The 24,623-nt window shown below is 64.8% G+C and carries 18 protein-coding genes; 8 read left to right on the top strand and 10 right to left on the bottom strand.

From position 1 onward, the window contains the following. Positions 1–18: 18 nt before the first annotated feature. Positions 19–1,119 (bottom strand): polyamine ABC transporter substrate-binding protein, encoded by a 1,101-nt coding sequence (locus GGQ64_RS21910; protein ID WP_183807472.1) that lies wholly within the window; start codon positions 1,117–1,119, stop codon positions 19–21. A gap of 179 nt (positions 1,120–1,298) precedes the next feature. Beyond that, positions 1,299–2,711 carry a helix-turn-helix domain-containing protein gene (locus GGQ64_RS21915; RefSeq protein WP_183807473.1) on the bottom strand — a complete coding sequence of 471 codons (1,413 nt, stop codon included), beginning with the start codon at positions 2,709–2,711 and terminating at the stop codon, positions 1,299–1,301. Positions 2,712–2,951: 240 nt separating this feature from the next. Here GGQ64_RS21915 and aceA point away from each other — a divergent pair, with 240 nt between their 5' ends. From aceA to GGQ64_RS21930, 3 genes are all read left to right on the top strand, one after another. Beyond that, on the top strand, positions 2,952–4,241 hold the full coding sequence (gene aceA, locus GGQ64_RS21920; protein ID WP_183807474.1) for an isocitrate lyase: 1,290 nt from the start codon (positions 2,952–2,954) through the stop codon (positions 4,239–4,241). A gap of 99 nt (positions 4,242–4,340) precedes the next feature. After that, a complete protein-coding gene (locus tag GGQ64_RS21925) occupies positions 4,341–4,580 on the top strand; it encodes an SMc00767 family acetate metabolism repressor (protein WP_183807475.1) in 240 nt (79 codons plus the stop codon). A 220-nt stretch (positions 4,581–4,800) separates the two neighbouring features. Beyond that, complete coding sequence (locus tag GGQ64_RS21930) at positions 4,801–5,901, top strand: helix-turn-helix transcriptional regulator (RefSeq protein ID WP_343059539.1); 1,101 nt, start codon at positions 4,801–4,803, stop codon at positions 5,899–5,901. Positions 5,902–6,039: 138 nt separating this feature from the next. Here the strand turns inward: GGQ64_RS21930 and GGQ64_RS21935 are convergent, their stop codons facing one another. From GGQ64_RS21935 to GGQ64_RS21950, 4 genes are all read right to left on the bottom strand, one after another. Next, on the bottom strand, positions 6,040–7,875 hold the full coding sequence (locus GGQ64_RS21935) for a methyl-accepting chemotaxis protein (RefSeq protein WP_183807476.1): 1,836 nt from the start codon (positions 7,873–7,875) through the stop codon (positions 6,040–6,042). A 151-nt stretch (positions 7,876–8,026) separates the two neighbouring features. Next, positions 8,027–10,558: a methyl-accepting chemotaxis protein gene (locus tag GGQ64_RS21940; protein WP_183807477.1), complete on the bottom strand. Its 2,532-nt coding sequence runs from the start codon at positions 10,556–10,558 to the stop codon at positions 8,027–8,029. Positions 10,559–10,834: 276 nt separating this feature from the next. Further along, entirely contained in the window at positions 10,835–10,987 is a 153-nt protein-coding gene (locus tag GGQ64_RS21945; RefSeq protein WP_183807478.1) for a hypothetical protein, read from the bottom strand. 228 nt (positions 10,988–11,215) lie between these two features. Then, complete coding sequence (locus tag GGQ64_RS21950) at positions 11,216–12,397, bottom strand: aminoacetone oxidase family FAD-binding enzyme (RefSeq protein ID WP_183807479.1); 1,182 nt, start codon at positions 12,395–12,397, stop codon at positions 11,216–11,218. Positions 12,398–12,826: 429 nt separating this feature from the next. Here GGQ64_RS21950 and GGQ64_RS21955 point away from each other — a divergent pair, with 429 nt between their 5' ends. From GGQ64_RS21955 to edd, 5 genes are all read left to right on the top strand, one after another. Beyond that, entirely contained in the window at positions 12,827–14,263 is a 1,437-nt protein-coding gene (locus GGQ64_RS21955; RefSeq protein ID WP_183807480.1) for a glutamine synthetase family protein, read from the top strand. A 96-nt stretch (positions 14,264–14,359) separates the two neighbouring features. Continuing rightward, positions 14,360–15,646: an NAD(P)/FAD-dependent oxidoreductase gene (locus tag GGQ64_RS21960; protein WP_183807481.1), complete on the top strand. Its 1,287-nt coding sequence runs from the start codon at positions 14,360–14,362 to the stop codon at positions 15,644–15,646. A gap of 93 nt (positions 15,647–15,739) precedes the next feature. Next, positions 15,740–17,212 (top strand): glucose-6-phosphate dehydrogenase, encoded by a 1,473-nt coding sequence (gene zwf, locus GGQ64_RS21965; protein WP_183807482.1) that lies wholly within the window; start codon positions 15,740–15,742, stop codon positions 17,210–17,212. A gap of 9 nt (positions 17,213–17,221) precedes the next feature. After that, positions 17,222–17,920: a 6-phosphogluconolactonase gene (gene pgl, locus GGQ64_RS21970; RefSeq protein WP_183807483.1), complete on the top strand. Its 699-nt coding sequence runs from the start codon at positions 17,222–17,224 to the stop codon at positions 17,918–17,920. A gap of 157 nt (positions 17,921–18,077) precedes the next feature. Then, positions 18,078–19,898 carry a phosphogluconate dehydratase gene (gene edd, locus GGQ64_RS21975; protein WP_183807484.1) on the top strand — a complete coding sequence of 607 codons (1,821 nt, stop codon included), beginning with the start codon at positions 18,078–18,080 and terminating at the stop codon, positions 19,896–19,898. 252 nt (positions 19,899–20,150) lie between these two features. Here edd and GGQ64_RS21980 read toward each other — a convergent pair whose 3' ends face one another. From GGQ64_RS21980 to GGQ64_RS21995, 4 genes are all read right to left on the bottom strand, one after another. Continuing rightward, entirely contained in the window at positions 20,151–20,561 is a 411-nt protein-coding gene (locus GGQ64_RS21980) for a hypothetical protein (RefSeq protein ID WP_183807485.1), read from the bottom strand. A gap of 107 nt (positions 20,562–20,668) precedes the next feature. Continuing rightward, positions 20,669–21,760 carry an ABC transporter ATP-binding protein gene (locus GGQ64_RS21985; protein ID WP_183807486.1) on the bottom strand — a complete coding sequence of 364 codons (1,092 nt, stop codon included), beginning with the start codon at positions 21,758–21,760 and terminating at the stop codon, positions 20,669–20,671. Between the two features lie 38 nt (positions 21,761–21,798). Continuing rightward, entirely contained in the window at positions 21,799–23,451 is a 1,653-nt protein-coding gene (gene bglA, locus GGQ64_RS21990; protein ID WP_183807487.1) for a beta-galactosidase BglA, read from the bottom strand. Positions 23,452–23,477: 26 nt separating this feature from the next. Next, positions 23,478–24,623, bottom strand: coding sequence for a carbohydrate ABC transporter permease (locus GGQ64_RS21995; protein WP_183807488.1), 1,146 nt, complete (start codon positions 24,621–24,623; stop codon positions 23,478–23,480).

Here is a 24,623-nt window from a genome sequence, read left to right on the forward strand (position 1 = left end):
CAATCTGCATTCCTTTTCTTACTGGCCGGTGACGACCTTGGTCCAGGTGCGGGTCACGACCCGCTGCGTCTTCGGATCGTAGGGCAGCTTGGTGTAGAGCTTGGCCATCGCGTCCGCCGGCGGGTAGATCGCCGGATCGTCGAAGACTTCCTTCGAGATCAGCGGCTGGGACGCCTTGTTGCCGTTGGCGTAGAAGATGTAGTCCGACGCCTTGGCGGCCACTTCCGGCTTCATGATGTAGTTGATGAAGGCATGCGCCTCCTCGACATGGGGCGCATCGGCGGGGATGGCCATCATGTCGAACCACATCAGCGCACCGCCGGCGGGGATGGTGTAGTTGACTTCCACGCCCGCGCCGGCTTCGGCCGCACGGTCGCGCGCCTGCAGGACGTCGCCGGACCAGCCGAGCGCCAGGCAGATGTCGCCGTTTGCGAGCGCGTTGATGTATTCGGAGGAATGGAACTTGCGGATATAGGGCCGGATCGAGGCCAGCAGTTCACCGGCCTTCTCCAGGTCGGCCGTGTCCTTGGAGTTCGGGTCGAGACCGAGGAAGTTCAGCGCGGCGGGGATCACCTCCTCGGCCGTATCGAGCACGTAGATGCCGCAATCGCCGAATTTCTTTGCGATCTCCGGATTGAAGATCGCGTCCCAGCCGGGGGCTGCGTCGGATCCGAGGATCTCCTTGGCCTTGGCCACATTGTAGCCGAGACCCGTCGTGCCCCACATGTAGTCGATCGCGTATTCATTGCCCGGATCGTAGACGGCGACGCGCTGCGAGACTTCGTCCCACATGTTGGAGAGGTTCGGCAGCTTCGACTTGTCGAGCTTCTGGAAGACGCCGGCCTGGATCTGGCGCTGCATGAAGTTGCCGGTCGGAACGACGACGTCGTAGCCAGTGCCGCCGGCAAGCAGCTTGGTCTCGAGCGTCTCGTTGGAATCGAAGACGTCGTAGACGACCTTGATGCCCGTTTCCTTGGTGAAGTCGGCCAGGATCGACTCGTCGATGTAGTCGGACCAGTTATAGACATTCACCACCTTTTCCTGCGCCTGCGCCTGCACGCCGGCAAAGGCGGTGAGGGCAGCGAAGGCGACAGTCGCCACAAGGTTGCGTCTTTTCATCAATTGGGCTCCCAGTTTGTAAAGTTTAGCCGTTCCCGGAGGCGGTTCGATTTGCGATTATCGTTCTTTTTCAAGGCGCGACAAGCGTCATCTTTTGCTTGACGGCGCACATTGGTATCACATTTCCGCCATTCCTATCATATTTGAAATCGCTTTCGCACGGCAAAGCAAGCGGAAAATCACTGGAAGTCGAAAAGGGAGAGGCCGGCCACCATCTCGTCCAGGCCCAGCGGGCGCGTCACCGGCGGCTCGGCGCGGCCCAGACAGCCCTGCCGCTCGCACAGGCGACAGGCGGCGCCGACGGCCACGGGCGGCGGCTGCACGGCTTCGCCATAGGCCGTCTCGGCAGCTGCGACGGCATCGCAGCCGAGAAGCAGCGCTGTCCGGCGCACCCGTTCGCCGAAGGCCGTGTGCGGCCCGTCAAGCGTGCGCGATACGGTGAGAAACGCCGCACCGTCCGGCATCTCGACCCGCTCGGCCAGGACCTGTCCGGGCTGCGCGAACGCCGCATGCACGTTGAGCTTCGGACAGCCGCCGCCGAAACGCGCCTGCGGGAAACCCTGCGCGCCGGCCCGGCGCAAACGGTGGCCGGCCACGTCGAGCTCCAGCAGGAAGAAGGGAGGTGCTGCCTGCCCCGGGCGCTGTAGCATGGTCAGCCGTGTTGCCGCCTGCTCGAAGGAGACGGCAAAGCGCGTGCGCAGGAGGTCGATATCGAAGCGCGCGCGCTGGGCGGCAGCCAGGAAAGCGTCATAAGGCATCATCAGAGCGTGCGCCGCGTTGCGCGCGAGTTCGAAGCGGGCGATACGGCGCGCCTCGTTGCCCGAGAGCGTCAGCCGGTCGAGTTCGGCTGCGATCTCCTCGCGCAGCGCCAGTTGCACCGCCTCCATGGCGATCTCGCGCAACTGGTCATGCGCCGACAGGCGCTCCGACAGGAAAAGCCGCATGGAATGGCGGTCGAAGCGGCGGCGCAGCGTCGGCATGGCATGGACCGGCAGCAGGCGCACCACGACGCCGTGCTCCTTCTTCAGCCAGGCCTTCAGGGCACCCGCAAGATCGTCGCCCGGGGCCAGCGCCGCATGGAAGGCCTCGGCTGCCGCGTCGATCGCCTCGAAATAGTTGGACCGTTGCTCCAGCTTCTCGCGCACCTCGTCGATCGGCAGGCGCGCGCCGGCCAGCGAGGTCGCCCTGCCCTCGCGCGACAGGACTTCGGCGAGATCGGAAAGACGCGAGGCCTGTTCGCGATAGGCGCGGTAGAGCTTGACGATGCCGCCGGCGACGTTGGGGGCGGCATCCGCCACCTCGACCAGTTCCAGGTCGCCCGGCAGTTCGCCGGACAGCAGGGGATCGGCGAACACTTCCTTCAGTTGGGCGACACTGCCACCGGCCTCGCCCTGCAGGTCCTCCATGTCGACCTTGTAGACGGAGGCGAGCCGCAACAGGAGCTGCACCGTCAGCGGACGCTGGTTGCGCTCGATCAGGTTGAGATAGGAGGGAGAGATCGACAGCGCCTCGGCCATGGCGGTCTGGGTCAGGCCGAGGCCGTTGCGGATGCGCCGAACTCTGGGGCCGGCGAAGATCTTGTTCTCAGCCATCTGTCAATCCTTTGACACCCGCCTGACTCTGGCGCGCCGACAGCGAGTTTTACATAATTTACAAATTAACAGCGCCGACTTGTCAAGCGCCTCACAGCATAACCCGTTTTGGTCGCTTGAATAATCGAAAATCCTCGCGCCGTCCCGCGCTGCAATGTAAATATTCAGACATCACAGCGGCGGGGCATACATTCAAGGACACGGCTCCGCCTTTGACAGACCGGATGGAGGACAGACAGCATGACCGATTTTTACAATCTCGTTCCCAGCGCGCCTGAGGGCCGCTTCGACGGCATCAGCCGGCCCTATTCGGCAGAGGACGTGAAGCGCCTGCGCGGCTCCGTCCAGATCCGGCATTCGCTGGCGGAGATGGGGGCGAACCGGTTGTGGCAGCTGATCCACGAGGAGGGTTTCGTCAATGCGCTCGGCGCGCTTTCGGGCAACCAGGCGATGCAGATGGTTCGCGCCGGGCTGAAGGCGATCTACCTGTCTGGCTGGCAGGTCGCAGCCGACGCCAACACGGCCTCGGCCATGTATCCCGACCAGTCGCTCTATCCGGCCAATGCGGCCCCCGAGCTCGCCAAGCGCATCAACCGCACGCTGCAGCGCGCCGACCAGATCGAGACCTCCGAAGGCAAGGGCCTGTCGGTCGATACCTGGTTTGCGCCGATCGTTGCCGATGCGGAAGCAGGCTTCGGCGGGCCTCTCAACGCCTTCGAGATCATGAAGGCCTTCATCGAGGCGGGTGCCGCCGGCGTGCACTACGAGGACCAGCTCGCGTCTGAAAAGAAGTGCGGCCACCTCGGCGGCAAGGTGCTGATCCCGACGGCCGCGCATATCCGCAACCTCAACGCCGCGCGCCTCGCCGCCGACGTCATGGGCACGCCGACGCTCGTGATCGCCCGCACCGATGCGGAGGCCGCCAAGCTCCTGACGTCGGACATCGACGAGCGCGACCAGCCATTCGTCGACTACGACGCCGGCCGCACGGTCGAGGGCTTCTACCAGGTGAAGAACGGGATCGAGCCCTGCATCGCCCGCGCCGTTGCCTACGCGCCGCATTGCGACCTGATCTGGTGCGAGACCTCGAAGCCGGATCTGGAGCAGGCGCGCCGGTTCGCCGAGGGCGTGCACAAGGCTCATCCGGGCAAGCTGCTGGCCTATAACTGCTCGCCGTCCTTCAACTGGAAGAAACACCTGGACGACGCGACGATCGCGAAGTTCCAGCGGGAGCTGGGCGCCATGGGCTACAAGTTCCAGTTCATCACGCTCGCCGGCTTCCATCAGCTGAATTTCGGCATGTTCGAGCTGGCGCGCGGCTACAAGGACCGCCAGATGGCCGCATATTCGGAGCTGCAGGAGGCTGAGTTCGCCGCCGAGGCCAACGGCTATACGGCCACCAAGCACCAGCGCGAGGTCGGCACCGGCTACTTCGACGCCGTGTCGCTGGCGATTACCGGCGGCCAGTCGTCCACCACGGCGATGAAGGAATCGACCGAGCACGACCAGTTCCGCCCGGCAGCGGAGTAGCCTGAAGCATCGCGCAGATGCCCCTCACGTGGCGGCAGCCGAATGAGGGGCAAGGCCAAGGAATTTTCGTTCAAGAACCCCGTAAAGAGGAGAAATGCCATGACCGTCCAGACCCGCGTCAAGGAAAGAGCAGAAGAGCAGTCGTCGGCGATGTCGCCCGACCAGCAGGCGATGATCCGCATGGTGGCCAACGACCTCCACCGCCTGAACCATGCCGTCATGAAGGCTGTCGAGGCCGGCGTCTCGGTCGAGCTCGTCCGCTCCGCGCGCCATCACGGCGGCGATGGAAACTGGGGTGACTTGCTCATCCCGGTCATCGTCACCCAGGGCAGAGCGTAGAGCGACGCGGACGGTCGCCGGGTGTCCGCCCCGGCAACCGCCAGGAGGGGCCGGTGGCGACACCGGCCCCTCTTGCATGCGCATCACGGGGATGCGCTTTCTCCTGTCGGCCACGCAATCAGCGGTTCATTGACAAAGCATTCCGATCCTGCACTTTCCGATTGCGCAATGCGTTAGATGGCACTTAAATGCGGTTGTGCCATGGAGTGGGGAGCTCGCGGTGCAAAATGGGGTTGCCGGTCGATCGGAACTGACGGATCTCGTCTACGGAAGCCTGTTCGGCGAATGCAGCTGGCAGCACTTCATGGACCGGCTAGCCACGACGCTGCCGAACGGAAAATCAGCGTTCCACTACCAGGACCTGACCTCTCCTTTGGCGCAGGTCGGACTCGTCTCCGGTTTCGGCAACGACGAAGTCGAGCAATTCCACAATCACTACGCCGCCGTGAACCCCTGGATACCGCGCACGATGCTCGTTCCAGTCGGCCGGGGCATGACGGGAGAAAGTATTTTCCCCCGCGAGGAACTGGCCAGGACGGAGTTCTACAACGACTGGCTGAAGCGGCAGACAGGCTGCGAGACGGCAATCGGCGTCACCATCCTGCGAGATTCGAGCAGGACCTTCATCCTCTCCACCTGCACCTCGTCGACGGATCCCGCGTTCAACCACGAGGCGGCGGGGCTCTACACGCACCTTTCGCCGCATCTCAGGCGGGCCGTCGACTTCATCCGCAGGGGCGAGTTCGCGACAGGCGAAAGACAGACCGGACAGTCGCTGTTCGACGCCATCGGCGCCGGCCTGTTCCATGTCTCGGAGACGGGTGGCATCCGGTCGATGAACGAGCGCGCCCGGCGGATGATCGAGGACGGCGCACCCGTGCGCCTCGGGACGAACGGCCGGATCGCGATCACCGACCCGCGGGCGGCCGAGACCCTGCAGTTCCTGCTGTCGCGGCAGGGCGTGCAGGTGGAGCCCTATCTTGCGACCTTGAAGGCGACCGACGGCAGCGCCCACCGGCTGACGCTGGTTCGCCTGACGTCCGAGCCCATGACCGAATTCCTGAACGGCCCCACCGTGGCGATCATCATCGAGCCGATGACGGATTTCAGTGAACCGCGCAGCGAGCGCCTCCAGGCGAACTACAAGCTGACGCCGAAGGAAGCGCGGATCGCCGCTGCGATCGCAGCCGGGCTTTCGCTGCGGGAAATCGCCGACAGCGATGGCGTCAGCTATGAGACCGTCCGCTCGCACGTGAAGAACATCTACGGCAAGATGGAGGTCAGTTCGCAGGCCTCGCTGGTCGCGCGCCTGCTGCGGTGACATCGAAGGGACCGGCCCCTCCGGCGCGCCGTTGCTGACGCACAAGGAAAAGCCCGGCGGGATAGCCGGGCTTCTTCCATTTCATAACGGGCTAGCAATACCGATCGAGGCTGCCGGTCGTGATTTCAGGTCGCCGCTTCAGGCGGCCTGGCGAAGCCGTTCGGCCCCCGCGCCGAGGCGGAAGCGGTCGACCAGCGCCATCAGTGCGTCGGCCTCGGTGGCGAGCTGGCGGCTCGCCTGCGTCGTCTGTTCGACCATCGCGGCGTTCTGCTGGGTCATCTGGTCCATCTGGTTGACCGACGTGTTGACCTCCTGGAGTGCGGCCGACTGGTCGCGGCTGGCCGTGGCGATCGTTTCTACATGCTGGCTCATGGCAGCGACCTGGGAACTGATGGTGGCGAGCACCGCACCCGTCTCCTGGACGAGCCGCGAGCCGGCGCCGACCTCATGGGTCGACTTCTCGATCAGCGACTTGATCTCGCGGGCGGCGTCTGCGGAGCGCTGCGCCAGTTCGCGGACTTCCTGTGCGACGACCGCAAAACCCTTGCCCGCCTCGCCGGCGCGCGCGGCCTCGATGCCCGCATTCAGCGCCAGCAGGTTGGTCTGGAAGGCGATGTCGTCGATGACCTCGATGATCTGCTCGATCTGGCGGGAGGCATCCTCGATCCGGCCCATGGCGGAAATGGCGCTGGTGACGACGGTGCTGGAGTTGTCGGCGCTCTTCCTGGTTTCGCCGGCCTTCTGGTTGGCTTCCTGCGCACGCTCGGCGGAGGAGCGGACGGTCACGGTGATCTCCTCGACGGCGGCTGCCGTCTCCTCAAGGGAAGAGGCCTGGGTTTCGGTTCGCCTGGACAGCGAATCGGCCGATTGCAGCATCTCGCCGCCGCTGCGCTGGATCGACTGCGCATTGGCGCGGATCTGCAAAAGCGTGTCCTGCAGGCGTACGAGCGAGGTGTTGAAGTCGCGGCGCAGGTCGTCCAGCCTGCCGCCGAACGGCGTGTCGATCTGCCGTGACAGGTCTCCCTGCGCCAGGCGGCCGAGGCCCTGGGCGAGCGCGTCGACGGCGAAGGCGATCTGCCGGTCCGTCTCCTGCTTCTCGCTGTCGGACTGTGCGCGTTCCCGGGCAGCTTCCTGCTGCTGTTCGGACGCCTCGCGCTCGACTGCGATCTTGCGCAGGGCATTGTCGCGGAACACTTCGAGCGCGCGGCCGATCTGCCCGAATTCGTTGGCGCGGTCGCGACAGGGAACCTCCGCTTCGAGACGGCCGTCGGCGATGTCGCGAACGGCGGCGATCAGCGATTTCAGCGGGCGGACCGAGAAGCGGACGGCGACATAGGACAGCGTGCCGAAGATCGCAAGCGCAACCAGGCCGGCAATCACAGCCATGATCTGCAACTCATGGATCTTCGCGTAGTAGACCTCCATCGGGATGCCGATGAACATCAGGCCGACATTGACGCCGGCTGCGGACTTGACCGGGACATAGCCGGTCATGAACTGGCGGCCGAAGAGCTCCGCCGGGCCGTAGAACGCCTCGCCCCTTGCCAGCACCGCCTGGGCGGGATGGTCGGCTGCGAGCCTGGTGCCGACGGCGCGGCTGCCGTCCTCCTTCTTCACGTTCGTGGAGACGCGGACGTAGTCCGCCCCCTCCTTGCGGAAGATGGTCGCGACGCCGGCGATCGACTGGGCGGTGCGGTCGACGAGCGCATGATCGGTGAAATCGGGGACGGATTCGGCGGTCGCCGAGACGAGGCGGTTGTCCGTCACGTCGATCTGGGAGCCGTCGATCACGCCGGCGTAGAGAACCGCCATGCTGCGGCTTGCGTCGCGGGCATTGTTGCCGGCCTCCTGCAGCACGTACTGGCGGAGATTGTAGTGCATGACGCCGACGATCACCGCACCGCTCAGAAAGATCAGTGCGATCGTCATTGCCACATACTGGGCGGCTATGGAGGTCTTGAGCATGCGAAACATTGGCGTCTCCTATATTCCAGGAGGCCAGTTTAGAATTGACTTGATAATAAAATCTGAAACTTAGGCGAATTGTCTGATAAATTGCAATTTTTGTCCGTCACACGGGCCGGTACAGGCCCGGCAAGCCGGGCCTGTAGTGTGAGGCTTTCGCTCAGGCGGCCTCGTAGCGATCGCCTTCATCGGCTGCAGATGCCTCCAGGCGGAACTGCTGGACAAGCATGGTCAGCGTGTCGGCCTCGCTGGCAAGCTGACGGCAGGCGACGGTCGTGGTCTCCACCATCGCGGCGTTCTGCTGGGTCATCTGGTCCATCTGGTTGACCGAGCCGTTGACCTCATTCAGCGCGGTCGCCTGATCGCGGCTGGCCGTTGCCATCATATCGACATGGTGGCTGACGGTGACGATCTGCTGGCTGATCGAGGCCAGGACGGCCCCGGTATCCTGCACCAGGCGGGCACCGTTGCTGACTTCCTGCGTCGACTTGTTGATGAGCCCCTTGATCTCGCGGGCGGCATCGGCGGAACGCTGTGCCAGCTCGCGCACTTCCTGGGCGACGACGGCAAAGCCCTTGCCCGCATCGCCGGCACGTGCGGCCTCGATGCCGGCGTTCAAGGCGAGCAGGTTGGTCTGAAAGGCGATGTCGTCGATCACCTCGATGATCTGCTCGATCTGGCGCGCAGCGGCCTCGATCCGACCCATGGCATCGATGGCGCTGCCGACCACGGCGGCGGAGCTGTCGGCGCTGCGCTTGGTCTCGACCACGACTGCGTTTGCCTCGGTCGCCCGCTCGGCGGAAGACCTGACGGTAACCGTGATCTCGTCGACGGCGGCCGCCGTTTCTTCGAGCGATGCCGCCTGCGCTTCGGTCCGCTTGGAGAGCTGGTCGGCGGAGGAACGCAGTTCCGTACCGTTCTGCTGGATCGACAGGGCGTTGTGGCGGATCTGCCCCAGCGTGTCCTGAAGGCGGGCGAGAGAGGCGTTGAAGTCCTGGCGCAACTGCTCAAGCCGGCCGGTGAAGGGCGTCTCGATCTGTCGGGACAGATCCCCCTGCGCAAGCCGGCCAAGACCGGCCGCGAGCGCGTCGACGGCAAAGTCGATCTGGCGATCGAGCTCGCGCTTCTCGGCATCGTTTCTGGCGCGGTCGGCTTCGGCGACCGTGCGGTGCTCCTCGCTCTCCGCCTCGATGCGGATTTTCGACAGCGCGTTCTCCTTGAACACGTCGAGCGCACGGGCCATGTCGCCGATCTCGTCGCGGCGAGCCCCACCATCGATGGCGGTGTCGAGCATGCCGTCGGCGATCCGGCGCATCGCCGCGGTGATCTGGCCGATGGGACCCTTCAGCGTCAGGACGAGGGCGCCGCCGGCAAGAACCGCGATCACGATGCCCGCGATCGTCGTCAGCACCGAGATCTGGTTGGCCTGGTCGCGCTCGACGGAGGCATGGGCTTTCTGGTTTTCGGCAAAGGCGGTCAGCTGGTTCCAGATGCTGTCGATCTCGGCGGCGGCAGCGGTGAACTCGGACTCGCGTTGATGGCTGATGTCGACGAGCGCGGCGCTGTCAGCATCCATGCCGTCGATGATGGGCTTGAGCGTGGTGTTGAGCCTGGCGAAGAACTCGATGTCGCCGGCGGTGACGGAGAGGCCCTCAAGGTTCTGACGCAGCATGGTGAACTGCTGGGCGATCTGGGCCTGGCCCTGCTTGTTCGCATTCTCCAGGAAGCCGGCGGCGGCGATGCGGATCGAGTAGATCGCGTTGACCAGTTCGCGCGTGCTCGCAAGCGCCGCGGTCGACTTCAGCAGCGCCTCGTCGAGCCTTGAGAAGGTCATCGTCGCATCGCGCATCTTCACGCCGGCTGCAGCCTGCAACTGGATGCTCGTCTGGCGGAAGCGCGTGACGAGGCGGCCGATTGCCGTCGCATTTTCCTCGCTGACGTTACCGCTCGTGGCCAGCGCGCCGATTTCCGCGATCGTCTTCTGGAATGTGTCGAGGACAGCCTTCTGGTTGTCCGGCAAGCTCATGCGTATGCTGTTCGCCAGTGTCTCGAGACCGCCTCGCTTGTCGGCGGCCAACTTCACCTTGGCCTCTGGCGCAGGTGCCTTGGAAAAGGCGGAACTGAAGGCGTTCAGTTCGTCGCTGGCACCTTTCAGCCGTTCGGCTTCGCGCATCAGGGTCTTGGCGGCATCCTCGTCGGAACGCACGGAAAGCTCCATGGTGCTCGCCGCGTCGAGGATCCTCATCTGCTCGCCGAACAGACTGCGCAGGCCCTTCTGCATCGACTGTCGCAGCGAGACTTCGTTCTCGTAGAGCGTCCAGAGCTGGCCGACGCGCTCGCCGATCCTGGCGCTGCCGTCGACGGCCTGCTGGAGTTGGTTGCGCCCCTCCTCGTCGGTGACCTGGGAAAGCGTGTCCGCAAGCACGTCCTGCTGTGCAGCGATCTTCTCGACGACGGCGCCGCGCGTCTCTTCCGACGTGTTCTGGAGGAAGCCGTTCATTCCCGCATAGACGTCCTTGAAACCGCTCAGCGATTGCAGGACGCTGTTGGAAATCTCCATCCTGCCTTGCAGCAGGCCAGAAGCATAAAGCCCGGTCAGGCCGACGGCGCTGATGCTGACGACAAATGGAAGGATGAACAGAACGACTTTCGTCTGGATCTTGAAGCGGGCAAGAACCCGGTCGATTAACATCGGGGCAACACTCCGTGCGAGCGACCGCCTCCCTGCCCACCTGATGTGAGTCTCCCAAGGGCCGGTCCGCCGAAACTGCATTGGATTGATACGGATTTTCGCCGTGTGGCCCCGGACGCACTCATTGCATGACCGCAGCACGATCTTTCGTGCACACGGTCCGGGCCAATATCCCGTGATCATCAGCGGGAAGCTTTAAAAAACTTCGAACTTTCTCACTAATTCCTAATACTCGATCACTTTTTTGTCGTACGGGCGACAACCGTGGCGAGGCGCTCAGTAAAGGCTTGCCAGCGAGAGTGCGATCCCCGCCAGGAGCAGGGAGGCCGCGGCGCAGTTGGCGGCGATGGCGATCATGCGGCGGCGGCTTTCCTCGGCGGCTGCGATTGCGATCGCGCGGGCGACGGGGCGGCGGTGAACTGCGGGCATGGCAAGACTCCGGTTACGAGCTACGGGAATCCCGGTTGATCCGGCCAGCCGGCCCACATCATGTTGTTTCAACCGCTCCGCGTGGGACCAAACATCGGCTCCACGAACGGCGGAAACGCCGGCTTGCAGGCAGGATCAGCCCGTACCTCTTAATGAAGGGTAAAGCCTGCCGCGTCCTCGCGCGAGCCCTACTTTCGCATGGCTAATACAAGCTTTCCGCGCCCGGCGTCAGACCGACTGGCCGGCCGCGTAGCCGGACGCCCACGCCCATTGGAAATTGTAGCCGCCAAGCCAGCCGGTGACGTCGACAGCCTCGCCGATGAAATGCAGGCCGGGGACGGACTTCGCCGCCATGGTGCGCGAATCGAGCTCGTCGGTATCCACGCCGCCGAGCGTGACCTCGGCCGTCCGGTAACCCTCCGAGCCTGCCGGACGAACCCGCCAGCGGCGGATATGGTCGGCAAGCGCGGCATACCTATGGCCCGGAATTGCCGCGACCGGGCCGTCGATGCCGGTCTGGCTAATCACGAGTTGCGCCAGCTTTCGCGGCATGTGCTCGGCCAGGACCGTCTGCACCGCCTGCCGTCCGTTCGTCGCGCGCGCCGCCGCAAGCACGGCAACCACATCGAGGTCGGGCTGCAGGTGAACGGTGATGTCGTCGCCCTCCCGCCAGAAAGACGAGATCTGCAGGATCGCCGGGCCACTCAGCCCGCGATGGGTAAAGAGCATGGCTTCGCGGAACTCCGCCTTGCCGTGGCCGACGATAGCCTCCACGGAAACGCCCGGCATGCCATCGTGAAGCCCAAGGGCCTGCGGATCAAGCGTCAGCGGCACGAGCGCCGGCCGCGTCTCGACGAGGCGCAGGCCGAACTGTTCGGCGATGCGGTATGCGAACCCGGTGGCCCCCATCTTCGGGATCGACTTGCCGCCCGTCGCGATCACGAGCGAGGCTGCGTCGCAGGCGCCGTTGCCGGTGGCGACACGGAAACCGCCCACCGTGCGATCGATCGCGGCCACCTCGGTCGAAAGCTGCAGTTCCACCCCGACCCCGCGCATCTCCTTGACCAGCATGGAGATGATGTCCTTCGCCGAATGGTCACAGAAGAGCTGGCCCAGCGTCTTCTCGTGCCAGGCGATGCCGTGTCGCTCGACGAGGTCGAGGAAGTCGCGCGGGGTGTAGCGCGCCAGCGCCGACTTGCAGAAATGGGGGTTCTGCGAAAGGAAGTTCTTCGGGCCGGCATGGATGTTGGTGAAGTTGCAGCGGCCGCCGCCGGAAATGCGGATCTTCTCGCCGGGCGCCTTCGCATGGTCGATCACCAGAACGCGCCGGCCGCGCCTGCCCGCCTCGATCGCACACATCATGCCGGCAGCACCGGCACCGATGATGACCACGTCCTTCTTGTCCGCCACGCCGCTTCGTCCCCGTTTCCTCCCTCCCATCCTGTTCCCGTGCGGGATTGTCAACCTGTCACGCCCGCCCGGACAGCTTGCCGCATTCGCCCTCGCGCCCCTAGAGCGTGCTGTTGTGATTTGGAGACAATTCTGTTGGTTCAAGCGGCGCTGGCTGATTGGCCGGCCGGCGCGCGTCGTAGCCAAAGCATACTACCAAGTCGGCCGGCCAATCAGCCGGCCCGCTTCAACCAACCCGAAGGGCCGGGCATCTTTTCGTCAGGGCAAAGGCGAGCGCCTCGAACGTGCCTTCGGGTGTGCCCTTCGTCGCTCGCCTTTGCCCTGACGAAAATCTGCTCCGGCAGAATGGCTCCAAATCACAACAGCACGCTCTAGCCAAGGGCCAAACTCCGGATATGATGGCGCATTCGAAACCACCCACGGTGTGTCATGCCCTCAAAAAAGACCGTTGCCTCGACCGTTCAGAAATCCAGCCGCTCGTCCCAGATCCCTCCCGCCCTCTCCGCCCTGCGTGGCGTCGGCAACTGGAAAGAAGCAAGCGACTGGCTGAAAATCCGGGGCATCGAGGACATTGAGTGCATCACGCCTGACCTTGCCGGCGTGCCGCGCGGCAAGATGATGCCGTCCTCGAAATTCACCTCCAACACCTCGCTTGCCCTGCCCTCGGCGCTCTACCGACACACGATCTCGGGCGAATATCCCGAGGAGACGGGCAATTTCCGCTACGAGCCGCGCGACAGCGACCTGAAGCTCTTGCCGGACCTTTCGACGCTGTCGATCGTGCCCTGGGAAAGCGACCCGACCGCGCAAGTGATCTGCGACATCGTCGGCTCCAACGGCGAGGACGTCGCCTACACGCCGCGCAACGTGCTGAAGAACGTCCTGCGGCTCTACAAGGACCGCGGCTGGCGGCCGGTCGTGGCGCCGGAAATCGAGTTCTACCTGGTCGCGCTCAACGACGACCCGGACTATCCGCTGCATCCGCCGAAGGGCCGCTCGGGACGCTCGATCCTCGGCGGACAGGGCTATTCGATCGCCGGCATCAACGAATTCGACGAACTGATCGACGATATCTACCACTTCTCCGAAAAGCAGGGCCTGGAGATCGACACCCTCATCCACGAGGAGGGACCGGCCCAGCTCGAGATCAACCTGCGCCACGGCGATCCGATCGAGCTTGCCGACCAGGTCTTCATGTTCAAGCGGACCATCCGCGAGGCGGCGCTGAAGCACGGCATCTATGCCACCTTCATGGCCAAGCCGATGCAGGGCCAGCCGGGCTCGGCCATGCACATCCACCAGTCCGTGGTGGACATCAAGACCGGCAAGAACGTCTTCTCCAACCCGGACGGCTCGCCTTCGAAGGAATTCTTCCACTTCATCGGCGGCATGCAGAGCTATGTTCCGAAGACGCTGGTGATGATGGCTCCCTACGTCAACTCCTATCGCCGCCTGACGCCCGAAATGTCGGCGCCGGTGAATGTCGCCTGGGGCTACGACAACCGGACGACGGCCTTCCGCATCCCCGTCTCCGACCCCGCCGCCCGGCGCGTGGAGAACCGCCTGCCCGGCTCGGACGCAAACCCCTATCTCGCGCTCGCAGCCTCGCTCGCCTGCGGCCTGCTCGGCATCATGAACGCTGCCGAACCGACGGCGCCCACGGACGACACGGCCAACGAGGGATCGATCGACCTGCCACGCGGCCTGCTCGAAGCCGTCTCGCTGCTGGAATCCGACCCGGCGCTGACCGGTGCGCTCAGCCCGGAGTTCATCGGCCTCTATGCCGGCGTCAAGCGCGGCGAGTTCGAAACCTTCATGCAGGTGATCAGCCCCTGGGAGCGCGAGTTCCTGCTGCTCAACGTCTAGGGTCGGTTGCCCGGCGATCCCGAACGGCCTGTTCCATCGCGGACGGGCCGGAGGGCGGCCGGGCCGGCTCGCAAACCCATATCCGGAAGCATTCCCATGTCCTGGCAAAGCCCCATTTCACCCGGCATCTCCTGGTACGAAGCGACCGTCGGCGAGCGCGCCGAGTACCCGCCGATGGAAAGCTCCTGCGAAACGGACGTCGCGATCATCGGCGGCGGCTTCACCGGCCTGCAGGCCGCCTGTCAGTTGGCGTCAAAGGGCGTGCGCGTCGTGCTGATCGACGCCAACCGCTTCGGCGATGGGGCCTCGGGGCGCAACGGCGGCCAGCTCGGCACCGGCCAGCGCGCCTGGCCGGAGGAACTGGAAGACGAGATCGGCTACGAGCGCTCGAAGGGGCTCTTCGACCTTGCCGAACATGCCAAGCAATACCTTTTGGACTTCGCCACAAGCCGTGGCCTCGACATCGAGTACATGCCGGGACAGATGAACGTCTCGCACAAGAAGGGGCTGGAGAGGGACTATCGCGCCAACCCGGAGATCGCCGCCAGCCGCTACGGCTATACGCATTCGGCCTTCATGGACCGGGAGGAGACGCAGGAGCGGCTCGGCTCGCGCTTCTATCTCTTCGGCGTGCGCGATACCGGCACCGGCCATATCCATCCGATGAAGCTGCTCGTCGGTCTTGCGAAGGCCGCAGCCGAGGCGGGGGCCGTCCTGCACGAACAGACCGCTGCGACGAGGATCGAACGCAGCGGCGGCAAGGCCGTGATCACGACGGCCAGGGGAACCATCACCGCCGACCGCGCACTGATCGCCTGCAACGCCTATATCGGCAACCTTGAGCCGAAGACGGCGGCGCATGTCATGCCGATCCGGTCCTTCATCGGCGCCACGCCTGTCCTCGACGCCTTCCCGAAGGTGCTGCCCGGCGGCGAGGCGGTCGCTGATTCCCGCTTCGTCGTGCGCTATTTCCGCAAGAGCCGCGACGGGCGGCTGCTGTTCGGTGGCCGCGAGGCCTATACGGCCGACAACCCGCGCGACATGACCGAGCACATCCGCCGCCAGATCGCCGAGATCTATCCGGCGCTTGCCGGTATCGAGATCGCCCATGCCTGGGGCGGATCGGTCGGCATCACCATGCCGCGGCAGCCTTATGTGCGCGAAGTCATGCCGGGAATAACCTCGATCGGCGGCTATTCCGGCCACGGCGTGATGCTGTCCAACTACTGCGGCAAGCTCTTCGCCGAGGAGGTGACCGGCGGAAGCGCGGAGCTCGACATGCTGAAGTCGCTGAAGATAAACGCCTTTCCCGGCGGACTTTCGCTGCGTGCGCCGCTGCTGTTCCTGGCGATGACGTGGTACGCCTTTCGCGACAAGTTGTGATACACCTAGGGACGATTTTGTTGCGCCGCACGCTGGCCATTTTAAATCGATTAGATTATAACGCCGACAACGCGAACCAGATCGAGAATTGCAATGAGCAGTCAAATCATTCCCGTCGAGCCGTTCGACTATGTTGTCTTCGGCGGCACCGGTGACCTCGCCGAACGCAAGCTCCTGCCGGCGCTCTACCACCGGCAGATCTCAGGCCAGTTCACCGACCCCACGCGCATCATCGGCGCCTCGCGCGCGGCCATGACGCATGAAGCCTATCGCGAGTTCGCCACCAAGGCCTTGAAGGAATTCCTGAAACCGGGCGAGTTCGACGCCGAGGAGGTCAGGACCTTCACCAACCGCCTGTACTACATCTCGGTCGACGCCAAGTCCGAGCAGGGCTGGGACGACCTGAAGAGCATTCTCGACGAGGGCAAGGAGCGCGTGCGCGCCTTCTATCTCGCCGTGGCGCCTGCGATCTTCGGCGAGATCGCCGAGAAGATCCGCGACCACAAGCTGGTCACCAAGCAGACCCGCATCGTCGTCGAGAAGCCGATCGGCCGCGACCTCGCCTCGGCCACCGAACTGAACAACACCATCGGCCGGGTGTTCCGCGAAGACCAGATCTACCGGATCGACCACTATCTCGGCAAGGAGACGGTGCAGAACCTGATGGCGCTGCGCTTTGCCAACGCGCTCTACGAGCCCTTGTGGAACTCCGCCAATATCGACCACGTGCAGATCACGGTCGCTGAATCCGTCGGGCTCGAAAGCCGCGCCGGCTACTACGACAAGGCGGGCGCGCTGCGCGACATGGTGCAGAACCACATCCTGCAGCTTCTCTGCCTCGTGGCGATGGAAGTGCCCTCGTCAATGGATGCCGAAGCCGTCCGCGACGAGAAGCTCAAGGTCCTGCGTGCGCTGAAGCCGATCGACGAATACAATGTCGAGCGGCTGACCGTGCGTGGCCAGTACCGGGCCGGCGCGTCTGCCGGGGGGCCGGTCAAGGGCTATCTCGAGGAACTGGAAGGCGGCGTCTCCAACACCGAGACCTTCGTCGCCATCAAGGCTGAGATCGGCAACTGGCGCTGGGCCGGCGTGCCTTTCTACATCCGCACCGGCAAGCGCATGGCAAGCCGCGTCTCGGAGATCGTCATCACCTTCAAGCCGATCCCGCACTCGATCTTCGAGCCGGCGGCCGGCCGCATCGAGGCCAACCAGTTGATCATCCGGCTCCAGCCGGACGAAGGCGTCAAGCAATGGCTGATGATCAAGGATCCCGGCCCGGGCGGCATGCGGCTGCGCAACGTCTCCCTCGACATGACCTTCGCCCAGGCCTTCGAGGCGCGCAATGCGGACGCCTATGAGCGGCTGCTGCTGGACGTCATCCGCTCCAACCAGACGCTGTTCATGCGCCGTGACGAAGTGGAAGCCGCATGGCACTGGGTCGACCCGATCCTCAAGGCCTGGGACGCCACCGGCCAGCAGGCGCAGGGTTATACCGCCGGCACCTGGGGACCGAGCCAGGCGATCGCGCTGATCGAGCGCGACGGCCGAACCTGGCACGAGAGCTGAGGGCTTGTGATGGCCAACAAGCTGCACGAATTCAAGGACACCGCCGCCCTCGCCGAGGGGCTCGCCGACGCCGTCGCCTCGGTGCTGAACGTGGCGATCGCCGAACGCGGATCGGCCTCGATCGCCGTCTCGGGCGGCTCGACGCCCAAGCAGTTCTTCAAGGCGCTGTCTGCGCGCGAACTGGACTGGTCGAAAGTGACGGTGACGCTGGTGGACGAGCGTTTCGTCCCCGCCGACAACGCGCGCTCGAACCACCTGCTGGTGGAGGAAAACCTGCTTCAGGGAGAGGCGGCCAAGGCCCGCTTCCTGCCGCTCTATCGCAAGACGGCGACGATCGGGGAAGCTGCGCGCCTGGCGAGCACCGACATTGCCGCCGTGGCTGTTCCGCTCGACGTGGTCATCCTCGGCATGGGCAACGACGGCCACACGGCCTCCTTCTTCCCGGGCGGCGACCGCCTGGCGGAAGCCTTGTCGCTCCAGACCCCGCGCGGCGTGATCACCATGGAGGCGGAAGGGGCGGGCGAACCGCGCCTGACGCTGACATTCTCGAGCCTGCAGGACGCCCATTTCCTCGTGCTGCATATCGAGGGGCAGGCCAAGAAGGATACGCTGGAGAAGGCGCTTGCCGGCGGCGAGGAGAGCGAAATGCCGGTGCGGGCGGTCCTGAACCGGGCGAAGACGCCTGTCGACATCTACTGGGCGCCATAGCGCGCCCGGCGCGACGGCCGAGGCCGCAGCGCCCGCGACGAAAGAGCGGCGGCGAACCGTCCGCGATGCGAAACCGGACCTTTGCCGTGACAACCCGACCGCACGTTCGGCCGGGGCCGCAGGAACATTGCAATCGAGAGAAATCAGGATAGCACCCATGTCCGCCGATTCCCGAATTGAAGCCATCACCGCCAGGATCGTGGAACGATCGAAGCCCCTGCGCGAGCGCTACCTGGATCGCCTGCGCTCCGCTGTCTCGAAGGGGGTGCATCGCTCCGTGCTCGGCTGCGGCAACCTTGCGCACGGATTTGCCGTCTGTTCCCCCGCCGAGAAGGCGGCGTTGGCGGGCGACCGCATTGCCAATCTCGGCATCATCACCTCCTACAACGACATGCTTTCCGCCCACCAGCCGTTCGAGACCTATCCGGCGCTGATCCGGCAGGCGGCCCACGAGGCCGGCGGCGTGGCGCAGGTGGCCGGCGGCGTGCCGGCCATGTGCGACGGCGTCACCCAGGGGCAGCCGGGGATGGAGCTGTCGCTGTTTTCGCGCGACCTGATCGCCATGGCGGCCGGCGTCGGGCTGTCGCACAACATGTTCGACGCGGTCGTCTATCTCGGGGTCTGCGACAAGATCGTCCCCGGGCTTACGATCGCGGCGCTCACCTTCGGCCACCTGCCGGCGATCTTCGTTCCCGCCGGGCCGATGACCTCGGGCCTGCCGAACGACGAAAAGGCGCGGGTGCGCCAGCTTTTCGCGGAAGGCAAGGTCGGACGCGAGGAACTGCTCGAGGCCGAATCCAAGTCCTATCACGGCCCGGGAACCTGTACGTTCTACGGCACGGCGAACTCCAACCAGATGCTGATGGAGATCATGGGCTTCCACATGCCCGGCGCCTCCTTCATCAATCCGGGTACGCCGCTGCGCGACGCGCTGACCAAGGAAGCGGCCAGGCGCGCGCTGGCGATCACAGCCCAGGGCAACGAGTTCACGCCCGCCGGCGAGATGATCGACGAACGCTCGATCGTCAACGGCGTGGTTGGCCTTCACGCCACCGGCGGCTCGACCAACCACACGCTGCATCTCGTCGCCATGGCGCGCGCGGCCGGCATCGTGCTGACGTGGAAGGACATCTCCGACCTTTCCGACATCGTGCCGCTGCTCGCCCGCGTCTATCCGAACGGGCTTGCCGACGTGAACCATTTCCATGCCGCCGGCGGCATGGGCTTTCTGATCAAGGAACTCCTGAGGGCCGGCTATCTGCATGACGACGTGCGCACCGTCTACGGACAGGGGCTGCATGCCTATGCGATCGATCCGAAGCTCGGCGAGGACGGCAACGTGCGGCGCGAGCCTGCGCCGATCGTCAGCCACGATCCGAAGATCCTGGCCAATGTCGAGCATCCCTTCCAGCGTACGGGGGGCCTGAAGATGCTGACCGGCAATATCGGCAGCGCCGTCATCAAGACTTCCGCCGTCAAGCCCGAGCGCCACGTGATCGAGGCGCCGGCGAAGGTATTCCACGACCAGGCGGGGTTGAACGCGGCGTTCAAGGCCGGTCAACTGGAGGGCGATTTCGTCGCCGTGGTCCGCTTCCAGGGCCCGAAGGCCAACGGCATGCCGGAACTGCACAAGCTGACGACCGTGCTCGGCATCCTGCAGGACCGCGGCCAGAGGGTGGCGCTGCTCACCGACGGGCGCATGTCCGGCGCATCCGGCAAGGTGCCGGCGGCGATCCACGTGACGCCGGAAGCCGTTGACGGCGGCCCGATCGCCCGCATCCGCGAAGGTGACATGATCCGGCTCGACGCCGTCCACGGAACGGTCGAAGTGTTGGAGGACGCGACGACTTTTGCGGCCCGCACGCCGGCGACCGCCGACCTCACTGAGAACGAATTCGGCATGGGGCGCGAACTCTTCGCCCCGTTCCGCGCCATTGCCGGTCCGGCGGACCACGGGGCGAGCGTGCTGTTCGCCTGACCGGCGGGAGAGTTTGGTGGAGGCGCGAATAGCCCCTCATCCGGCCTGCCGGCCACCTTCTCCCCGCAAAGCGGGGCGAAGGGACGCGTGGCGACGTCTCGCCATCCGGCGGCCGGTGCGATTCAATGTGGCGAGGATGCCCGTCGTGATTTGAGCAAACGGTGCGGCATTTCCCCTTCTCCCCGCCTGCGGGGAGAAGGTGGCGGCAGCCGGATGAGGGGCAGCCCATGGCTCCTCAAATCGACCCGCGCTTCAGCCGCCGTAGATGTCGAGCGTCCGGTTGCGATGGTTCGGATGGGTCGAATAGACGAACACGCGCTTCATGTCCTTTTCGGCGAGCAGGCGCAGGAACCGGGCCTCGACGATGTCGTTGTCGTAGACGCGCAGCGCGAGGCAGCCGATCATCGGGATGCGGGCGCTGACGATGTCGAGATAGAAGTTCTTCGGCAGGCTGAACCTGGTCGATATCCTGAGGACCGCGCCGCTGCGCGACAGCTTGACGATCTCGCATCGGCGGGAGGCGAGATTGACGATACCGCCCGTCTCGGTGAACTCGATACGCGCCTCGTTGCAGGTATCCTCCATCGGGAAGGTCTTTTCCCGATCGTACATGAAGGATTCTTCCTTGCTCAGATAGTTCGAACGCTCCTGCGACAACTGCATGCCCAATCCCGGTATTCCCGCACTTCTTCTGGCAGGAAAGCTAGGTCGGAAAACCTTAAAATGGCGTTGAACACCCATATCAAAAGGCACCACCCTGTGTCGGATCGCTACAGGGCGCGGTAGCTGATGCCGTCCTTGTCGAAGAGGTGCAGCTTGCTGCGGTCGGCCAAAAACCGCACCCTGTCGCCGCGCCGGACGGCCTGGATTCCGGGTATCTTGGCGATGATCGGCTCGCCCTCGACGAGCCCTTCGATATAGAGAAGCGTCACCTCGCCAAGCGCCTCGACGATGGCGACGGTTCCTTCGAACAGGAAGTCCGCACCGGTCGTGACCTGCAGGTCCTCCGGTCGAACGCCAAAGCTCACATCCTTGCCGCGTTCTGTCTCAGGCGTCCCGATGTCGAGCGTCATCTTCATGCCGCCCTTCAATTCGACCGTCGTCGTTTCCCCGGCCGTGACCACCTTTGCCGGCAGGACGTTCATGGCCGGCGAGCCTATGAAGCGGGCGACGAACAGGTTGGCCGGCCGCTCGTAGAGTTCCAGCGGGGCGCCCACCTGCTCGATGTGGCCGGCGGAAAGCACGACAATGCGGTCGGCGAGCGTCATCGCCTCCACCTGGTCGTGGGTGACATAGATCATCGTCGTATCGGCCATGCGTTCGGAAAGCCTGGCGATCTCGATGCGGGTGGCGACACGCAGGGCTGCATCGAGGTTGGACAGGGGCTCGTCGAAGAGAAAGACCTTGGGGTTGCGGCAGATGGCGCGGCCGATCGCCACCCGCTGGCGCTGGCCGCCCGAAAGGGCCTTCGGCAAGCGGTCGAGATACTTGGTGAGTTGCAGCATTTCCGCTGCCGACCGCACGCGGCGGTCGATCTCGTCCTTGCTCTCCCTGGCGATGCGCATGCCGAAGGCCATGTTTTCGTAAACGGTCATGTGCGGGTAGAGCGCGTAGGACTGGAACACCATGGCGATGCCGCGCTTGGACGGCGGCACATCGTTGACACGTTCGCCGTCGATCATCATGTCGCCGGCAGTGATCTCCTCGAGCCCGGCAATCATCCGCAGAAGCGTCGACTTCCCGCAACCGGACGGCCCGACGAAGACGATGAATTCGCCTTGGCTGATGTCGAGGTCGATGCCGTGGATCACGTCGACTGCGCCGTAGGACTTGCGGATATCCTTCAATACCAGGCCCGTCATGCTGCCTCCCCTTTTACTGCTCGTCACACCCCTGCTCTTCACGCGTAGCGGGCGAAGAACCCGCCCCATGCCGAAAGTGCGATCGTCTTTTCGTTCAGTCTGCTTTCAAAGCCATGCCCTTCCAGGGCCTCGATCGCCGCTGCCGGGCGCTCGACCTCGCAGGCCTCGTCGCCCATGTTGAACAGGCAGAGGATGCGCTCATTGCCATGGCTGCGGATGAAGGACAGCACCCCAGCGCTTGCCGGGACGAATTCGATCTCGCCCTTCACCAGCGCCGGATGCTGGCGGCGGAAGGCGAGGAAGCGGCGATAGTGGTTGAGAACCGACCCCGGGTCGTCCTCCTGCGCCGAGACGGCAGCACCGAGATGAGCCGCCGGCACGGGAAGCCACGGGCGCGCGGTGCTGAAGCCGCCGTTGATCGCCGAAGCATCCCAGGGCATCGGCGTGCGGCAGCCGTCCCGCCCCTTGAAATCCGGCCAGAACTGGATTCCGTAAGGGTCCTGCAGGTCCTCATAGGAAAGTTCGGACTCCGGCAGCGCCAGTTCCTCTCCCTGGTAGATGCAGACGGAGCCGCGCAGCGACATCAGCAGCGATGCCAGCAGCCTGGCATGGGCAGCATGATCGGCAACGCCTGCGCCCCAGCGGCTGACATGGCGCATGACGTCGTGGTTGGAGAAGGCCCAGCAGACCCAGCCGTCCGGGGCCGCCTTCTCGAGCGCATGCTGGACCGCGGCAACCGAGCCCGGGGTCGGGACGTCCGGCGCCAGGAACTCGAAGGCGTAGCACATCTGCATCTTGTCGCCGCCGGCGGTGTATTGTCCGGCAATCTCCAGCCCGCGCTGGCTGTCGCCCACCTCGCCGACGGCAGCGATCGCCGGGAACTCGTCCATCAGCGCGCGGAATCGCTTGAGGAACTCAAGGTTCTCCGGCCGGTTCTTGTCGTAGAGATGTTCCTGGTAGTTGTAGGGGTTCACCGCGGGCGCGGTCTGCGCGTTGCGGCGCTCCGGCGCAAGCGGCGGATTGTCGCGCAGTTCCTTGTCGTGGAAGTAGAAGTTGATCGTATCCAGCCGGAAGCCATCGACGCCGCGAGTCAGCCAGAACCGGGCGACCGACAGGAGCGCATCCTGGACCTCCGGGTTGTGCAGGTTCAGGTCCGGCTGCGAGGTCAGGAAGTTGTGCATGTAGTATTGCAGCCGGGTCGGATCCCACTGCCAGGCCGAGCCGCCGAAGATCGACAGCCAGTTGTTGGGCGGGGTCCCGTCCGGCCTGGAATCCGCCCAGACATACCAGTCCGCCCTCGGGTTCGTCCGGCTGGAACGGCTTTCGACGAACCAGGGGTGCTTGTCGGACGTGTGCGAAAGCACCAGGTCGATCATCACCCGGATGCCGAACCGATGCGCCTCGGCGACCACCGCGTCGAAATCCTCCAGCGTCCCGAAGATCGGATCGACATCCTCGTAATTGGCGACGTCGTAGCCGAAATCCCGCATCGGCGAGGTGAAGAAGGGGGAGATCCAGATGGCATCCACGCCCAGCGAGGCGACATGCGGCAGGCGCTGGGCAATGCCCTTCATGTCGCCGATGCCGTCGCCGTTCGTGTCCTGGTAGGAGCGCGGATAGATCTGGTAGATCACCGCGCCGCGCCACCAGTCCTTGTCGACCGCAGGCAGGGATGCATTTATCGTCGTCATTCTCGGTCCTGTCTCTTTGCTTTGTTTCAGCCGCCCTTGACCGATCCCGCCAGCAGGCCGCGCACGAGATAGCGCTGCAGGGCGAAGAAGACGACCAGGGGGACGATGATGGTGATGAAGGCCGAAGCCGTGAGGATCTCCCAGTTGCCGCCGCGCGAACCGAGCAGGTTGACCAGGCGCCCGGTCAGGACCAGCTCGTCATTGCCGGTGCCGAGGAACACGATCGCGACGAGCAGGTCGTTCCAGGTCCAGAGGAACTGGAAGATCGCGAAGGAGGCGAGCGCGGGAAACGACAGCGGCAGGATGATCTTGACGAAGATGTCGAAGTCGCTGGCACCGTCGACGCGCGCCGATTCCATGATCTCCTTGGGGAGGCCTGCCATGTAGTTGCGCAGGAGATAGATCGCCAGCGGCAGTCCGAAGCCCATGTGCGCCAGCCAGATGCCGACATAGGTCTTGGCGGGGACGCCGAAGAAGGCGCCGACGCCGTTATAGAGCTTCAAAAGCGGGATCAACGACATCTGCAGCGGCACGACCAGCAGGCCGACAACGACGGCGATCAGGATCGCCCGGCCGGGAAACTTCATCCAGGCCAGCGCATAGGCGCAGAAGGCGGCGACCAGGATCGGGATGATGGTGGCGGGAATTGCGACCGTCAGCGAATTGATGAAGGACTGGCCGATGCCCTCGGCACTGAGGACCTCGCGATAATTGTCCAGCGTGAAGCGCGGCGGAACGGCGGCGGTGTAGAAGATGCGCTGGCCACGCGAGCCTTCCATGCGGGTGTCCGAGACGATCTCGAAGCTGCCGTCGGCCTTGACCGTCAGCTTCTCGCCATCGTTGAGTTCCGCCGTTTGGCCCGGCTGGAAGGCTGCCGGATCGCGGCTGTTGAAGCCGAAGGCGGAGACCTCGCCCTGCTGGCCCTCCAGAAGATTGCCGGAAAGCACGAACTTGCCGTCCCTTTCCGTCTGCGTCTCCGGCGACGGGGCGCGAAAGACGACGTTCTGCGTCGAGGTCGAAAGCGCCGTCCACCAGCCGGAGACGGCAAGCTGGTCCTTGTCGCGCAGGGAGGAAATCAGAAGGCCGGCCGTCGGCAGCGTCCACAGGGCCACGAGCAGGAGAACGGAGAGGTGGACCACGAAGGTCAGGGGCGAACGGGTGGCGCCGGGCAT

Source organism: Mycoplana azooxidifex, from assembly GCF_014196765.1.
GTDB lineage: Bacteria > Pseudomonadota > Alphaproteobacteria > Rhizobiales > Rhizobiaceae > Mycoplana > Mycoplana azooxidifex.

Excerpts from the sequence above, each read along its gene's own strand:
- GGQ64_RS21925 (WP_183807475.1), top strand. The coding sequence starts at position 4,341 with ATGACCGTCCAGACCCGCGTCAAGGAAAGAGCAGAAGAGCAGTCGTCG.
- GGQ64_RS21915 (WP_183807473.1), bottom strand. The coding sequence starts at position 2,711 with ATGGCTGAGAACAAGATCTTCGCCGGCCCCAGAGTTCGGCGCATCCGC.
- GGQ64_RS21995 (WP_183807488.1), bottom strand. The coding sequence starts at position 24,623 with ATGCCCGGCGCCACCCGTTCGCCCCTGACCTTCGTGGTCCACCTCTCC.
- GGQ64_RS21955 (WP_183807480.1), top strand. The coding sequence starts at position 12,827 with ATGCCCTCAAAAAAGACCGTTGCCTCGACCGTTCAGAAATCCAGCCGC.
- GGQ64_RS21985 (WP_183807486.1), bottom strand. The coding sequence starts at position 21,760 with ATGACGGGCCTGGTATTGAAGGATATCCGCAAGTCCTACGGCGCAGTC.
- GGQ64_RS21910 (WP_183807472.1), bottom strand. The coding sequence starts at position 1,119 with ATGAAAAGACGCAACCTTGTGGCGACTGTCGCCTTCGCTGCCCTCACC.
- aceA (WP_183807474.1), top strand. The coding sequence starts at position 2,952 with ATGACCGATTTTTACAATCTCGTTCCCAGCGCGCCTGAGGGCCGCTTC.
- edd (WP_183807484.1), top strand. The coding sequence starts at position 18,078 with ATGTCCGCCGATTCCCGAATTGAAGCCATCACCGCCAGGATCGTGGAA.
- GGQ64_RS21945 (WP_183807478.1), bottom strand. The coding sequence starts at position 10,987 with ATGCCCGCAGTTCACCGCCGCCCCGTCGCCCGCGCGATCGCAATCGCA.
- GGQ64_RS21940 (WP_183807477.1), bottom strand. The coding sequence starts at position 10,558 with ATGTTAATCGACCGGGTTCTTGCCCGCTTCAAGATCCAGACGAAAGTC.
- bglA (WP_183807487.1), bottom strand. The coding sequence starts at position 23,451 with ATGACGACGATAAATGCATCCCTGCCTGCGGTCGACAAGGACTGGTGG.
- zwf (WP_183807482.1), top strand. The coding sequence starts at position 15,740 with ATGAGCAGTCAAATCATTCCCGTCGAGCCGTTCGACTATGTTGTCTTC.
- GGQ64_RS21980 (WP_183807485.1), bottom strand. The coding sequence starts at position 20,561 with ATGCAGTTGTCGCAGGAGCGTTCGAACTATCTGAGCAAGGAAGAATCC.
- pgl (WP_183807483.1), top strand. The coding sequence starts at position 17,222 with ATGGCCAACAAGCTGCACGAATTCAAGGACACCGCCGCCCTCGCCGAG.
- GGQ64_RS21935 (WP_183807476.1), bottom strand. The coding sequence starts at position 7,875 with ATGTTTCGCATGCTCAAGACCTCCATAGCCGCCCAGTATGTGGCAATG.
- GGQ64_RS21960 (WP_183807481.1), top strand. The coding sequence starts at position 14,360 with ATGTCCTGGCAAAGCCCCATTTCACCCGGCATCTCCTGGTACGAAGCG.